Genomic DNA, 12,906 nt, shown 5'->3' on the forward strand with positions numbered 1-12,906 from the left:
GAAGCTAATAAATCTGATAAACTGATGGCTATTTAAAATGTGATAATTAGCCCTATGTCTAAGTCATAAAATATGAAAATTACAATACTAATGGTTTAGGAAAGCGTCCATAAAGTTTAAACAATTTTCAAGAATTTACCAAAAATGCCAAAATTTTGTAATGAAAAAGGAGATTTCTGAAAAATTTCCATCGAATAGGTAAATCCGGCTGCTAATCTCATTCCGTAAGTTTGTTCAAGCTGATAGGGTAGACCATTCGGTTATTTCGATGCCAGCTTGGTTCCCTTTTTTGAGTAGCCCCGCACTACACAATTGGAGTTGCTCAAACAGCCATATTTTTTTTACAAACACTTTCTCTTATTTCTCAACAACTACATGAAAAAAACTTTCCTAGTGACCCTCCTTTTGGTGGGTTTCAAAGCCAGCGTTTCGTTTGGCCAGGCCGTAGTGGACCCCGAGCTGCAAGCCGCGTTTGCTACCAGCCCCACGGCCGAAGTGGTGGTTACGTTTAATGGGAGTGGCGCACCGCAGGCCTCGCAGCTGAGTGTGTTGCAGCAATTGGGCATCACCAAGGGAATCACGTTTCGGGCAGTGCCGGTAGCCGGTATCCAGGCTACGGCAGCGCAGGTAGCCGCATTGGCCCAGAACCCGGCCGTGCGCTCGCTGTACATCAACAAACAGCTTGAGCTATATAACTTCGAAGACACCAACCTGACGGGTGTGAAGCGCCTGCGCACCGACCGCGAAACCATTGCCCGCAACAACGGCATTCCGGTTTCGGGTAAAGGCGTTGGCGTTCTCGTGAACGACAGCGGCGTCGACGGTACCCACGACGACATCAAGTTTGGTCCTCACCTTGTGCAGAACGCCTTGGGTTCGACCAACCTCAACGCCTACGATACCATGCTTCCCGTGACCTTTGTGGAAGATGTACCCAACACCGATACGAACTCGGGCCACGGTACCCACTGCGCAGGCACGGTGGGCGGCACCGGTGCAAAATCGGGTGGTAAGTACGAAGGTGTGGCGCCTGGTGCTTCGCTGGTGGGCTACGGCTCGGGCGGCGCACTGTTTGTGCTCGATGCCATCGGCGGCTTCGACTATGCTCTGACGCACCAGTTTCAGTACAACATCCGGGTTATCAGCAACTCGTTTGGCAGCAGCGGCCGCTTCAACCCCAACCACCCCATTAACGTGGTGACGAAGAAGTGCTACGACCGCGGCATGACAGTAGTGTTTGCCGCCGGCAACTCCGGCCCCGGCGCCGACACCCACAACCCTTACGCCATTGCGCCCTGGACCATTTCGGTGGGTGCCGGTGACCGCAACGGTCTGCTGGCCGGCTTCTCCTCCCGCGGGGTGAAGGGCGAGCAAGGCACCATTGTAGTAGATGGCGAAACCTGGACGTTCAAGAACGAGCCCGTGATTGTAGGCCCCGGCGTGGACGTGGTATCGACCCGGGCCATTGCCCCGGTAGCTGCCCTAGGCACGCCCACCGACGTGGCTGTGCTCACGCCTGGTCAGGTTCCTTTCTACACCCACAGCAGCGGCACGTCCATGTCGACGCCCCACGTAGCCGGCATCGTCGCCTTGCTGCTGGAGGCCAAGCCTTCGCTGACGCCTGCTCAGATTAAAGACCTGCTCACGAAAACAGCCACCAACATGCCTGGCCGCGAGGCTTGGGAGGTAGGCGCTGGCTACGTGAATGCTTTCGCTGCCGTCGACAACGCTTTCCGTTCGTCCAACTTCGGTTCGACGGTGAACGCCGCTCGTCGCTTCAACAGCAGCGTAAACGCACAGGCTACCAACATCCCCTTCACGATAAACTTCGACCCGATTCTGACGGCCGGCAACCAGATTACTTTCCCCGTAAGCGCGGGCACCAACAGCATTGCGGCGAAAATTTCTTCGCCCGGCCTGCTCGGCGAAACCGGCAACCTGACCAACCTCGTGTTGCTCGACCCCAATGGCGTACGGTATAGCTCGGGCACGCCCGTCACCTTTACCCTCTCGACCGACCGCAGCGTGGCCGTGGCCTCGCCCAAGGCCGGCACCTGGACCCTGCGCGTGGAAGGCGTACGCGGCGTGGCTGCTCCCGAAACCGTGAACGGCAAAGTAGTATTGCTAAGCCCCAGCGGCACCACCAACCTGATCGACATTGTGGGCCATCCGGCCGAAGCAGCCATCAAGATGGCCGTAACCAACCGCCTTGTTGACGGCCTGAGCACCGGCTTCCTGCCCGATGCCAACCTGACCCGCCTGCAACTGGCCGACTACCTGCTCATGGGCCAGGGCATCCGCCAGTTCCTGCCCACCACCGGGGTGCGGTCCTTCACCGACGTCTCCACCATCAACGACATCTTGCTCACGGAATCGGTAGCGGCCCGCGGTGCGGCCCAGCGCGACCGTCTGCATGTTAGCAACGGCGTGATGTTGCCCACTGCCACTGGCACGTTCTCGCCCACTGGCACCGTGAGCCGCGCTTCGTTGGCTTACTCGCTGGTGCAGGGACTTGGCTTCCAGCAGCAGGCCCTGGCCCGCAACGGCAAAGCCGTGACGGTAACGGTGAACGGTCAAACCATTCCCGTTGACGACGCCGATAAAATTCCGGCCGGCCTCGAAGGCTACGTAAGCATTGCCTTAGAACTTAACCTCATCAATGCCTTCTATACCCTGACTCAGGGCACTTTCGACCTGCAGCCGGTGCTGCACGCCACGTTCAAGCCCACGCAGAACGTTACCCGGGCCGAGTTCGCCGTTATCGTAACGCGCACCTTCCCGCAGTACAACGCCCAGACCCAGCCCGCTACTCAGGCAGCCCGCACGGGCGACGGCACTACGGCCACCAGCCAGCAGGTTTCGGCTTACCCGAACCCGTTCACCGGCAGCACCACCATCAGCTATGCGCTGGCCCAGGACGGCCCCGTGAGCGTGGAAGTATTCAACACCTTGGGTGCCAAAGTGCAGACCCTGGTGCTGGGCACCGAAGCCGCTGGCGTGCACCACGTAAAGTTCGACGCCGCCAAATTGGCCCGTGGTACTTACCTCTTCAAAGTGAAAACCGGCGAGACGGTAACGACCAAGCGCATGGTAGTGCAATAAGCATTGCTTATGTAGTTTGATTGAAAAAGGCCTGCTCCCCGGAGCAGGCCTTTCTATTGGGCAAAATTGGCTGAACGGGGTAGAGACGCATACTTGCGTCTTGTCGTCTGCGCCGATAGGGGCCGGCTGGCTAATTTGTCGTTCGTGCATCGTTCAACGACGAGACGCAAACATGCGTCTCTACCGCACGCGCACCACTCCGGCGCCATTGTAGGAATGATACTCGGCGTTATACATGGCATCGGCACTCACGGGCCCAAGCTTAAAAGTGCCTTTGCTCACAGCCCGCGCCAAATAATAAAACGTCTTCGGCTGGCCCGTAGCGGTGGTGAAGAAATTAATCCGGTCGTCGCGCACATCAAGGTAATCCGGGGTGGCGGCATCCTTGGCCCAGTCCAGCTCGCGCACTGCGCCGAGGCGGGCGTTTTCGATTTCCAAGCCTGCGGGCAGCAGGTCGGTGATGGCCACGTTCTTCACGATGCCGGCTGCATCACCGGCTTCGATGGTGATTTTGACCACCACCAAATCGTTTTGACGGAAGGTGGGCGCGCCTAAGGGCTGGCCGGCGCGGTTCAGGAACTGGCGGCGCACTTTCAGGTAGCTGTCTTCTTCCTTGACCTGGCCGCTGGCCGAAATGCCTTCGATTTCCCAGAAGTAGTAGAGGTTGCCGCTACCGGCCGTGCGCAGGCTGAGTGCGCGGTTGGCCACGTTGGGTATCGTCAAATCCTTGCCGGTGAAGCTGCCGAGGGCTTTGCCATTGGCCGAAACCGTGGCGGTAGCGGTACTGCGGAGGTCACGCTTAGCAATTTTGCCCAAAGCTAGCAGCGCAAAGGCACGCTCCTGGGTGCTGAGCCAGCCGGCGGTGCGCAGCTGGCGGCTGAGCTGCCGGGCCAGGGCCAGCACCTGCGGGTTGTTGGGGTCTGTCTCGAGCAGGGCGTTTAGCACAAGGCCTTGGTCGCGGATGGGGGAGTAGAACGAGCCGTCCAGCGCGCGCTTGGCGGCCGTTTCGCCGCCGAACTTGGTGGGCAGCAGGGCCCGGAACTGGCGCTGGTTGCCGAGCAGGGCGTGGGTGCAGGCCAGCAGGAATTTGGAGTCTTCGGCCAGCAGCTGGCGGTTGGCTTTGTAGTAGTTCAGGGCGACGGCATCCTGGCGGCCGGCCAGGGCCAGCACGTAGAGCGAGTAGGCAATTTCTTTGCTGGCTATGGTTTTTTCGCGGGCCAGGTTGTTGGCGTCGAAGTACTGATAGGGCTCGGTTTCGCGCTTTTTGAGGCGGTACTGCAGGTAGCGCAGGGTTTTGTCGAGCACGGACTTGTTCACGGCGAAGCCGGCGCGCTGGGCTTCCTGCAGGAAGTGGGCGGCGTAGGCCGTGGCCCACCAGTTGTCGTAGTCGCCGCCGGGCCAGTAGCTCAGGCTGCCGTTGTAGAGCTGCATCGCCTCAATCTTGCGGATGGCCTCCTGCACATGGTAGTTGGGGTTGTAGCGCTGGTTTTTGGCCGCGGCGCCGGTCTTCTGCTGCAAAGTGGCCGCCAAATCAGCATAGTACAGCTGCGGGAAAGCGGCCGACACGGTTTGCTCCAGGCAGCCGTAGGGGTATTGCAGCAGGTAGCGCAGGTCCTTGCTGAACTCCGTGAGCGATGAGCGGCTGATGACCAGCCGGCTGGTGAGCGAGGCGGGCAGGAAATCGGTTTTCAGGTTGAGCGGGAGCGAGGCGCCCCCGGCCAGCACGCCGCTGCCAGTGCGCTTTTCGAGCGAGGAAGCGGGGCGAATGGGGAGTTCAATGGTTTCACTGAAAAGCCCATTTAATTCGGTGCGTTCTACTGCTAATTTTCTTCCTGAATTCGGAGGAGTGATGCTGTTCTCAAATAGGATGCTGGCGTCGATTAATATAGCGCTAATCTTTATGGTTGCATTACCAATTGACTTTGCATAAACGTTGGTGATTACTACGCTATGCTCCTTATTTGGGGGAAGTGTTACCTCGTTAAATTCAGTGTCCTCTGCATAATTAGGGGATTTCACGGCAACTGTTTTGGATATCTTACCTGTCTTACCGTATGGGAATGTGACGTTGAATTTCGAAATAGACACGGGTTTCCTTTCTATTCCTTTGGATTTGAAGAGTATCCTAACTCTAAGAGTTTTACTCGTAGTATTCGTCAGCGTCACCGGCACATCAATGGTGTCGCCCGGACTCATAAACCGCGGCAGCGCGGTCGAAATAACCACCGGGTCGGCCACCTTCATCGTGTGCTCGGCGTTGCCGAAAGCATCGTCCTTATACGCCACAGCCATGATGCGCAGTGCGCCCGAAAACTGCGGCACGCGCACCCTGTAGCGGACTTTGCCGTCGCCATCGGCGGTGAGGACACCGCTCCATTTGGCCACCAGTTTCACGCGGCGATTGGGGATGGGGTTGGTGCGGCGGCGCAGGTCGGCGGCATCGCCCCCGCTGCTGCTGGTGCCCAGCTCGGGCAGCAGGAAAGGGTACATGTCGAAGGCCGACACTTCCAGGGCGCGCTTCTGGTAGAAGTAGCCGTAGGGGTCGGGCGTGACGTAGTTTTTGATTTGCAGAATGCCCTCGTCCACCACGGCCAGCGTGACCTGGGCGCGGGGCGCGGTGGTGATTTCCACCGTTTGGAACATCTGCGAGCGGCTGGCGGCGGGCGCGGCAATGGCCACCGCCAGGCGGGCGCCCGGCTTCTCCACCGTGAGCGGCACGAAGCCGCGGGCCACGGTGAGCGGCAGGCGGTTATCGGTAATGGCGCGGATGGCCGTGGCCGTCACGTACACGTTGGGCACGTGCTCGGCCTTGATGGGGATTTTGACCTGGGCCGATTTCTGGTCGGTGGTCACGTAGAAGTGGTCGAGCACGCGGCCGCGCTCCACGGTCACGAGCACGCGGCCGGCGAAGGGCGTTTTCAGGAGCAAGTTTGCGGTTTCGCCGGGCTCGTACTTGGCTTTGTCGGCCTCGATGGTCACCTCGCCCTCGTTGTTCACCTCGAAGGAATTGGCCTGCGTGTCGCCGTAGCCATAGGCGTAGAAGCGCTGCGCCACGTAGCTCACGGCACCGGGCCGACTGATGCGCACTTCGTATTCGCCCGAGTTCAGGGGCGTGAAGCTGAACGGCGTGCCGTTGCCCACTGCCTGCGTGCGCGTCACCATCGTTTGCTCGCGCTGCTGCGAATTGTAGACGTAGCGGCCGCCCTGGCGCTCGAGCACGGTTTCCCAGAGCAGGCGCACCAGTTTCACCTGGGCCGGGGCGCTGGTGGGCTGGCCCTGCGGCGTGAGGGCCAGCAGGCGCACGGTGGCGGCCTGGCGCGTGCTCAGCAGCTCGGGCATTTTCTGGATGCCGAACATGGTTGCCTGGGTTTGCACGTCGAAGGTGGCGAGGCGGTTCACGGGCCGGCCGGTTTCGTCGAACACTGTGGCGAAGGCCACGCCTTCCAGCGTGCCCAGGTCGCGCACTTCGGGCACGTCGAAGGTGGCGGTGGCCTGGGCGGCGGCGTCGGTCACGTCCTCGCGCATGGTCTTTTCGAAGCGTGAGGTGGACGTGGTGGTCGTTTCGCCGTCGTTGCGGGAAGTGGTTTTGCGCCGCTCGCCGCTGTTGATTTCGAAGGAATAGTCGGGGAATTTCTTGGGCTGGAAGGTTTTCTCTTTCAGTGAAAATTCGACTTCAAATTTCCGGTCGGCGGCGGGCGGGCCGAACAGGTTTTGGGCGTTGATGGTGGCCGTTACCGTTTGGCCGGGTTTCAGCACGGTGGGCGCGGCGCTCACGCTCACTTTCAGGCGGTCGGGAATAAAATCTTCCACGCTGATTTGGCGCGAGGTCAGCAGCACGTCGTTGCCGGTCAGCACTTCCATGGTGTAGCGGCCGGTCATCACCGAAGGCGGCAGAATGAAGCTGCTTTCGAAGGAGCCGGCGGCCGTCAGGGCTTTGCGCAGGCTGCTATATTCCTTGCCCGTGGGCAGCAGTAGGCGGATTTTCACGGGCAGGTTGGCGGGCGGCGTTTGCCAGTCTTCGGTGCGCACTACGGTGTTGGTGCGTACGGTGTCGCCGGGGCGGTAGAGGTTGCGGTCACCATAAAGGAAGGCCTGGTAACGGGCGGCGTTGCTGGTGAGGCCGCCTACTTCGAAGCGGGAGGTTTCAACGCGGCTTTTGCTCAGGTTGAGGAAGGTGAAATCGGCATCTTTCACGGCCGTCACCATGCCCAGCTTGAAACGTTTCATGCTGGCGGCCGAGTCGAACGCGGCCACGCCGGCTCCGTCGGTGGTCACTGTGCCGATTACCTGGTTGTTGCTGCTCACCAGGTTCACCGTCACGCCGCTCAGCGGCTGCGCCGTGCGAATGGAATTGGCGAACACCAGCGTGCCGCCCGTGGCACCCTGCTTCACAATCAGGCCCACATCGGTCACGGCCACCAGCTTGCTCACTTGCAGCCACTGACGCTCGGTGTCTTGCACGCGCACTACGTACAGTCCCTTCATTGCGCCCTGAAATTCGAGGTCTTTCAAGTCCAGATTCAGCAGGCGCAGGCCGCCCGCTTTGGGCAGGCCAGCTACCGAAATGGTGCGTTCCGAGATGACATTGCCAATACTCTCTGTGTCGTAGTAGCGGTAGCTGCGGTCAATGTACTCGCCGTCTTCGCCAGCTTCTTCCGTTACATCGCCGCTTTCTTCGTTGTAGCCCGGGTAGCCGTAATCAGGCTCGCCGCGCAGCAATTGCTGGATGTTGTTGGCGTAGACCTTGGCAATGGTCACTTTCACCTTCTGTACCTCGTTGATGCGCAAGCCTAGGTTGCGCGTGCCCAGCGCGTCGAGGTACATGGCCTTGTCGCCGCTGGCGAAGCTGATGCTGGGCCGCTCGGCCGCGAAGGAAACCGACTGGCTATAGGCATCAAACAACTGCCCGCCGAGCATGCCGCGGGCACCGGCCGCCAGGGTCACTTGGTAGGTTTTGCCCACCACAAAATTACCTTTCAGCGCAAACCCACTTTCCAGGGCCTCGATGGAAAATGGCGCACTGGGCGACACTTTCAGCGCGGTTTGTATCTCATTCACGGCCACCGGCTGGTTGGTGAGCACCGTCACCACGGCCTCGCCGTTCACTAGCGTGCCTACTAGCTCGCGCACTTCCAGTACTTGCGGCTCGGGCACTTCCAGCTGGGCCGTGAGGGGCTTGGTGGTGCCCGAGCCGCCCACTGCGGGCACGAGACCGGGCGCCACTTCCACCGTCAGGGCCGCGCCGGGCTTCACATCCTGCGCAAAGCTCAGGCCCAGAATCTTGTCCGGCTCGGCAGTAATGAGCTGCACGGCTACCGGCTTGCCGTCCTGGGTCACGCGTAGCAGCGGGCGTAAATCTGCTGGCCGCACGGGGTAGTTGAACACCAGGTTGGCGCGCAGCTCGGCGGTGCCCGCAGCCTTGGTTGAGCGGCCGTAGAACACCTGAGGTGTCGCCATGCCCAGGTAGGGCGTGTGGAAGCGTTTGCGGGTTAGCGCCAGCTGCTGCTTGCCGCTGGGCATGTTTTCGGTCTGCAGCGCGGCATCAAACACGGTGCTGGGGCGGAAGGGCTCCAGCGGCGAGAAGGTCAGCTCCCGGTCACTGGTCCACTTGAACTTGCCACGCACAGCCGGGGTGAACCGCACGTACTGCGTGGTGTCCCAACGGTTGAGCTGGGCATCGGCCACCACGGCTTCATCGAAGGTGAAAACCAGGTTGGAGTAAGGGTCAATTTCCTCGCCATCGGTTTGCTCGGTGACTTGGTCCTGGCCCGATTTTTTGGAGCAGGAAGTGGTAGCCAGCAGCGTCAGAAACAGCAGCAGAAGGGGTAGGCGATGCAGAAAAGGGTGGTGCATAAAAGCAGGAGGATAAAGGCTTGGTAAGGTAGATATATTCCGGATTTTGTGGAAGCTCCACCCTACTTTATAAGCTCGACCAACCTACTCCTCTTCTCCCAAACCGTATAGTTTTTCTACCCCACCAACTAGCTTCATCATGCCCGCTGACCAAAGCCGCCTCCACGCCGACGTCACCTTCCTCACCAACTTGCACCCGGCCCGCAACTGCCACAACCTGCAGTCGCTCAACAAAGCCGCCGACTACATCAAAGGCTGCTTCGAGAAGCTGCGCGGGAAGGTGTCGGAGCAGGCGTTCACCGCCGACGGCCGGCGCTACCGCAACATCATTGCCTCCTTCGGCCCACCCGAGGCTGAGCGCATCATTGTGGGCGCGCACTACGACGTGTGCGGCGACCAGCCGGGCGCCGACGACAACGCCAGCGCCGTGGCCGGGCTGCTCGAAACTGCGCGCCTGCTGCATCTAAAAAACCCTGTGCTCAAGCATCGCATCGATTTTGTGGCCTACCCCAATGAGGAACCACCTTATTTCGCCACCGAGCACATGGGCAGCGCCGTGCACGCCAAAGCCCTGCACGCCAACAAGGTGAAAGTGCGCGCCATGCTCTGCTACGAAATGATAGGCTACTTCAGCGACGAGCCCGGCTCGCAGCATTTTCCAAACGATGCCCTGGCTAAGCTTTACCCCAGCACCGGCAATTTTATCATCGTAGTGGGCAAATCCGGTCAGGAAGCTTTTACGCAACGAGTGCAGCAGCTCATGAAGCCTCACGCCGGCACCCTCGACGTGCAGCGCATCAACCTGCCCGAGAGCATGGGCCTCGCCGGCCTGTCGGACCACCGCAACTATTGGCGCTACGGCTACGATGCCGTGATGATAAACGACACGTCCTTCCTGCGCAATCCCCACTATCACCAAAAAACCGATACCATTGACACGCTGGATTTTCCGCGTATGGCCCGCGTGGTGAATGGCGTATTCGGCGCGCTGCTGGACTTGTAAATAATTGCTGACGCCCTGTTTCGGACAGGCATGAGTCCGGGGCCGGTGTGAGGCTACTCCCGTACCAGTTGCCGCTTCATCAGCACGCCATCTACGTTCACTATCAGGGTGTAAGTGCCAGCGCTACGCAAGCCGAGCTGGGCGGCCTCCAACTGGTACTCATACCGGCCGGCGGCTTGGCGAGGGTAGCGAATGGTCTTCACCGTGCGCCCCGCGGCGTCGAGCACGGTCAGGGCTACTGGCGCGGCGCGGGGAAGCACGTAGTTGAGGTTTAGCACGTCGCCCACGGGGTTGGGGTAGGTCTCCACGTTGTATTGAGCCGTGGCCGAGGCCATACTTACGCTGGTAGCTTTACGGCTAATGGTCCAGTTTACCGTGTAGGCGTGCTGGGTGAGGTGGCTAGTGCTACGGGTCAGGGCTGTGGTGTCCACTACCTCGGCGCGCACCACGTGGCTACCCAGCGGCAGCTGCGCCAGAGGCACTGTGGTAGAAGTGTGGTTGCGGGCAAAAATAGTCCCGTCCAGCGTCCAAGTTACGCGCAGCGTGTTGGGTGAAGGCGGCAGCAGCGTGAGGGCAAAAGGTAGGTCCTGAGTCGGGTTATTAATGTTCAGGGCAGCTGGCGAATAGCCTTGCATAGGCCGTGCCAGGGTATGAATTCGTTCCACAATGGTTTCCTTGCACACCGCGCAAAACGGCGCGCCCAAGACTTGCATTTTGCAGTTTTGGTGGGGCTTTTGCCACGTGGGATTATTAATGTGCGGGTAAATGCCCACGTTGCTGGTGCCCATCCAGGGGGCCCAGCGCACGGCAGTGGGGTTGGTGGTCTGGGTCATGTTGGGCGATTCGCGCGCATACTGAGGCCCGGCCCAGTATTCATCAGACAGCCCCGCAAACGAATGCCCAATCTCGTGCACCATAATTTCCGTTGCGTTGGCATTGGCCGAAGCCGTAGCAAACTGCCCACCCGAGCCGCCGTACTCGGTGGAGTTTACGAGCACAAATACTTGGTCGTAGCGCGGAAAATTGTGGGCCAGCACCGCGCCCATGGCGCTGGTTTGCTGCACCACCAGCAGGCGATGAATGCTCCCGTAATCGAAGGTGCTGTTGAAATAAGTGGTGGCCGCAAAAGCCGGGGTCACGCCACACTCGGTAGTGGTGCGCGGGTGGGTCGAGCCGCTCTGCGTCGAGGATACTTTAATGGCAAACACATTGAAGTACGACTGGTATTCCAGAAACGGACTTTGGGTAAACAGGCTGTTGAGGGTCTGGTGCACCCGGGCAATGAACAGTGGCATTTCGGCTGTCTGGTAGCCCTCGGGCACAAACACCAGGTTGATGCGTTGCGTCAAGGGGCCGGTTTTAACCAGCGTATCCACGGGAAAGGTTTGGGCAGTGGCAGGCGTGGCCAGCCCGCAGCACAGCAAGAGCAGTAGAAAAAAGGTAGAGGTTTTCATCATGATTTGGGCGGAATGGGTAGGTCAGTAAGCAGGGCCGTTTTGCCCCCGGTACTTTCTTCGATGCGAATCGTCACGGCGTCGGGCCGCAGCGCCAAGCGCACAAAAAACTCGGCCGTGGGCAACACCAGCTCGCTGCGCTGGAACGTGCGGTGGTCGTCGCCCACGTGCTCCACACTGCGGCGTAGCGGGTGGGGAAGCATGGCCTGAGCCAAGGATTTGCCCTGCCGATTGAGTTGCGACACGCGCACAAAATCGGGCGTGTCAGCATCGGCGGGTGCAGTTCTTAATTCGCCGGCCACTGCTTCCATTTGCAGCACTTCCACGCGCGTACCCAAAGCCTCGGCCGACAGGCGGCAGCTCAGAAAAAGCAGTTGCGCCGGGGCAGGAGTGGCCATGGCCACAGGCTGGTAGCGCGCCACTGGCCGGGAGGCACAGCTCCATAAGCTGCTTACTAGCACTAAGAATAGGAGTTGGCCCGCTTTCATCATGCTAATGTAATAATGAGAAGAACATATTGAATCTTTCTAGTAGTATTTCCTTCATAAACATGTAGCCCCAAAGCAGGTGCATCTTTACCTATGCTTTCTCATCCGCACGAAGTATTTCTCGAAGTAGCGCAGCGCCTTAGCTTCACCAAGGCCAGTCAGGCGTTGTTCATCAGCCAATCGGCGGTGAGCAAGCAGGTGAAAGCCCTGGAGGAGCACTACAAAACCGGTTTATTTGAGCGCTTGGGCAGCAGCATTCAACTCACGCCTGCAGGCCTGAAGCTTTACCAAAAGCTGCTCGAAGCCAAGCAACTGCAGCAGGAGCTGCACCAGGAAATGAGCGCGCTGAGCACGGCCTTTGAGCCCGCCATGCACCTGCTGATCGGGGCCAGCACCACCATCTCGCTCTATGTGCTGCCGCCTGTGGTTTCGGCCTACCTGCGCCGCCACCCCAACCGCCAACTAAGCCTTAAAAACCGTAACTCCGACAACATTCTGCGCGCCCTGCTCGACCATGAAATTGAGTTGGGCATTATCGAAGGCATTCACAAGGTGAGCAACGTGACCTACACGCCCCTGCTCACCGACGACGTGGTGGCCGTGTGCGGCGCCAACAACCCCCTCGAAGCCCGCACCCTCGAAGTTCGGGACTTGCTTTCCACGCCGCTGGCCCTGCGGGAAGCTGGCTCCGGCACCTTGGCCGTGCTGGAAGAAGCCCTGGCCCGCCACCGCATCAAGCTGGCTGCCCTGCCGGTGCGCGTGCGCATGGGCGGCACCGAAGCCCTCAAGAACTTCGTGCGCGTCGACAACTGTCTGGCGTTCTTGCCCCGTCAGGCCGTGATAAAGGAGTTGGCCTCAGGAGAATTTTCAGAAGTGAAAATCAAAAATTTCCCCCTGAAACGCGAATTCAACTTCATTCAACGCAAGGGCACTGAGAACAACGCGCCCTACAAAGATTTCCTGCTTTTTACGAAGCGATACTATTCCCCGAAGGAATAGGCTATTC

The 12,906-nt window shown here is 59.6% G+C and carries 6 protein-coding genes; 3 read left to right on the forward strand and 3 right to left on the reverse strand.

Features of this window, described 5'->3' with window-relative positions; translation table 11 throughout:
* The first annotated feature begins 375 nt into the window (after window positions 1–375).
* Window positions 376–3,102 (forward strand): S8/S53 family peptidase, encoded by a 2,727-nt coding sequence (locus ACP7AJ_RS13000; protein ID WP_426060641.1) that lies wholly within the window; start codon window positions 376–378, stop codon window positions 3,100–3,102.
* Between the two features lie 180 nt (window positions 3,103–3,282).
* On the opposite strand, the gene ACP7AJ_RS13005 is transcribed toward ACP7AJ_RS13000, so the two are convergent.
* Window positions 3,283–8,955 carry an alpha-2-macroglobulin family protein gene (locus ACP7AJ_RS13005; protein WP_426060642.1) on the reverse strand — a complete coding sequence of 1,891 codons (5,673 nt, stop codon included), beginning with the start codon at window positions 8,953–8,955 and terminating at the stop codon, window positions 3,283–3,285.
* Between the two features lie 139 nt (window positions 8,956–9,094).
* On the opposite strand from ACP7AJ_RS13005, the gene ACP7AJ_RS13010 reads away from it, so the two are divergent.
* Window positions 9,095–9,958: a M28 family peptidase gene (locus ACP7AJ_RS13010; RefSeq protein WP_426060643.1), complete on the forward strand. Its 864-nt coding sequence runs from the start codon at window positions 9,095–9,097 to the stop codon at window positions 9,956–9,958.
* 53 nt (window positions 9,959–10,011) lie between these two features.
* Here the strand turns inward: ACP7AJ_RS13010 and ACP7AJ_RS13015 are convergent, their stop codons facing one another.
* Together ACP7AJ_RS13015 and ACP7AJ_RS13020 are read right to left on the reverse strand one after the other, a co-directional pair.
* The gene (locus ACP7AJ_RS13015) at window positions 10,012–11,415 is read right to left on the reverse strand and encodes a M64 family metallopeptidase (RefSeq protein WP_426060644.1); all 1,404 of its coding nucleotides are present in this window, start codon (window positions 11,413–11,415) and stop codon (window positions 10,012–10,014) included.
* Entirely contained in the window at window positions 11,412–11,810 is a 399-nt protein-coding gene (locus ACP7AJ_RS13020; protein WP_426060645.1) for a hypothetical protein, read from the reverse strand. The genes ACP7AJ_RS13015 and ACP7AJ_RS13020 overlap by 4 nt, the downstream gene beginning before the upstream one ends.
* Window positions 11,811–11,993: 183 nt before the next feature.
* Here ACP7AJ_RS13020 and ACP7AJ_RS13025 point away from each other — a divergent pair, with 183 nt between their 5' ends.
* Window positions 11,994–12,899: a LysR family transcriptional regulator gene (locus tag ACP7AJ_RS13025; RefSeq protein ID WP_426060646.1), complete on the forward strand. Its 906-nt coding sequence runs from the start codon at window positions 11,994–11,996 to the stop codon at window positions 12,897–12,899.
* Window positions 12,900–12,906 lie beyond the last annotated feature (7 nt).

The organism is Hymenobacter sp. B1770 (genome assembly GCF_049896385.1).
Lineage (GTDB): Bacteria > Bacteroidota > Bacteroidia > Cytophagales > Hymenobacteraceae > Hymenobacter.

Bases quoted from the DNA above. Each gene is read 5' to 3' on its own strand.
- ACP7AJ_RS13000 (WP_426060641.1), top strand. From the start codon at position 376: ATGAAAAAAACTTTCCTAGTGACCCTCCTTTTGGTGGGTTTCAAAGCC.
- ACP7AJ_RS13010 (WP_426060643.1), top strand. From the start codon at position 9,095: ATGCCCGCTGACCAAAGCCGCCTCCACGCCGACGTCACCTTCCTCACC.
- ACP7AJ_RS13015 (WP_426060644.1), bottom strand. From the start codon at position 11,415: ATGATGAAAACCTCTACCTTTTTTCTACTGCTCTTGCTGTGCTGCGGG.
- ACP7AJ_RS13005 (WP_426060642.1), bottom strand. From the start codon at position 8,955: ATGCACCACCCTTTTCTGCATCGCCTACCCCTTCTGCTGCTGTTTCTG.
- ACP7AJ_RS13025 (WP_426060646.1), top strand. From the start codon at position 11,994: ATGCTTTCTCATCCGCACGAAGTATTTCTCGAAGTAGCGCAGCGCCTT.
- ACP7AJ_RS13020 (WP_426060645.1), bottom strand. From the start codon at position 11,810: ATGGCCACTCCTGCCCCGGCGCAACTGCTTTTTCTGAGCTGCCGCCTG.